The following is a 1,940-nucleotide window of genomic DNA, read 5'->3' as shown; positions in this document are numbered from 1 at the left end:
GGTGGAGGCTCTTCTACCCTGACGGCGTTGACTGATGTTAATCTGACATCTCCAACAGATGGTCAGATATTAAAGTACGACAATGCCTCGTCCAAGTGGATAAACGCTTCCGGTGGTGGTTCTTATGGAGATGCCAACGTATTAACTCTGTTGGGGACGTGGATGGGCAGCAACAATGTAACGACATTGGGAACTATTGTAAATGGCACATGGCACGGCTCGGTCATAGGGGATAGCTACATCTCCAGCGCTGCCACGTGGAACGCCAAGCAAAACGCACTGACGGCAGGCGTAGATTACTTAACGCCAAGTGGCAACGGGGCGTCGTTGACGGGACTGACTGGTGGGCAGATAAGCGGCAACATAAGCGGCAACGCTGCCAATGTCACGGGCACGGTCGCTATAGCCAACGGCGGTACCGGCCAGACAACGGCATCCGCAGCATTTAACGCATTACGACCAACTACTGCCAAGGGTGACATCGTAAGCGACAACGGCACGGCAACGGTAGTGCTGGCGGTTGGGAGCAACGGACAAGTGCTCAAGGCAGACAGCTCAACACCAAGTGGCCTGACATGGGGGACTGACGGCACTGCTACGTTATCGCAATCGAATGTGGACAACTTCACGATGACCCTCAGCTCAGATAATGTTATCCTGAGTGTGGCTAACTGGATACCGGATAATATCTCAATTACTGCAATCCGTCTGCTGGCAACGGCATCGTTATCCAATCCGTACAACATGGAGGATGGCATCGTTGATGCACTAAAGGACCAGACAGGCACGGGCACATGTGCTATATGCAGCGGCCAAAACTACGACGGCTCAGGTAAATATTACACACCTGGTGTAATTTCCAGTGTAGCTGTTTATGACTACACACATTTTAATCCTAGTGATTATCGATATTTGGGCGATGGTGCTTCCAATACGAAACTAGCCGAGTGTTTCACAACAACGCAGACAGTCAGGTTTACCTCAGCGAGTTTTGCGCTTATGAGAACTGGCTCACCAAGTGGTAACTTTACGGTTAATTTATGGCCTAAGCAATCAGGGACAACAGTTGGAACAAACGCATATCCTAATACATCAGGGTCACCCTTGGCTACCGTGTCATCGGCTGCTGGGAGCCTGGGAACAAGTTTTAGTGGATTAACGCAGTATTCATTCACTGCGCCATACGATGGTGCAGCCGGAGACTATTGTGTTGATATAGAGTATAGTGGCGGTAATGTTAGTAATTATATCAGGGTTGCTGATAACCTGGCGTCCACTTATTCAGGAGGAAATAAAGCTCAATATTTTTCCTCATGGAGTGCGGAGGCTGTAGATTTTCTTTTTGAGGTAAAGGGTTATGTTACAAGTTCCTCCGCATATGTTACGTCTATAGCTACCACAGCGGCCTCGCAGCCAGCTCAAGCAAGGCTTGTCTTTTTGTCACAGGATGTGACAGGTGGTTCCACGCTCAACACTGACATATTGGGGTATGTAAGTAGAGATAGTGGTACAACCTGGGATCAGGTTACCTTGGCAGATGAGGGGGCCTATGCTGCTGGACAAAAGATATATGGCGGGACAGTTACATTGACAAGCACAGGGACAGCAATGAAATGGAAGTGGGCAACTGCCAATACTAAGGAAGTAAGACTATTAGGAGTTGCCTTAACATGGAAATAAAAATTTATAAAGGAGGTAATATGCAACACAAGTTCTTAGACACTCCTGGTTCTTTGATGCTCCAGGACACTCCTGGTTATCGCTGTTTGTGTTACACGGCAATAGGTGCGGTGTTGTTTGTGGCGATGCTGCTTCTGCCCTTTGTGGTAGACCTGGCAATGGCGGAGCCGCAGCGTTTGACAACACCGCAACAGCGGACCAAGATGGTGGCGAAGAAGCAGGCCAAGGCAGACAACATGCCTGACCTACAGGCGTTTGAG

At 49.2% G+C, this 1,940-nt stretch carries 1 protein-coding gene and 1 pseudogene; both read left to right on the top strand.

Annotated features, from left to right (window positions below; all coding sequences use genetic code 11):
• A pseudogene (locus HWQ67_RS17285) lies at positions 1-1,680 on the top strand (hypothetical protein); the annotation flags it as partial.
• Between the two features lie 20 nt (positions 1,681-1,700).
• Positions 1,701-1,940: hypothetical protein (locus HWQ67_RS17280; protein ID WP_218253940.1), on the top strand; the 240-nt coding region annotated here is incomplete at its 3' end.

It is taken from the genome of Candidatus Magnetobacterium casense (assembly GCF_019173545.1).
Taxonomy (GTDB): domain Bacteria; phylum Nitrospirota; class Thermodesulfovibrionia; order Thermodesulfovibrionales; family Magnetobacteriaceae; genus Magnetobacterium; species Magnetobacterium cryptolimnobacter.
The sequence above is the reverse complement of the archived record's forward strand: the minus strand, read 5'-3'. Positions and strand labels throughout refer to the sequence as shown.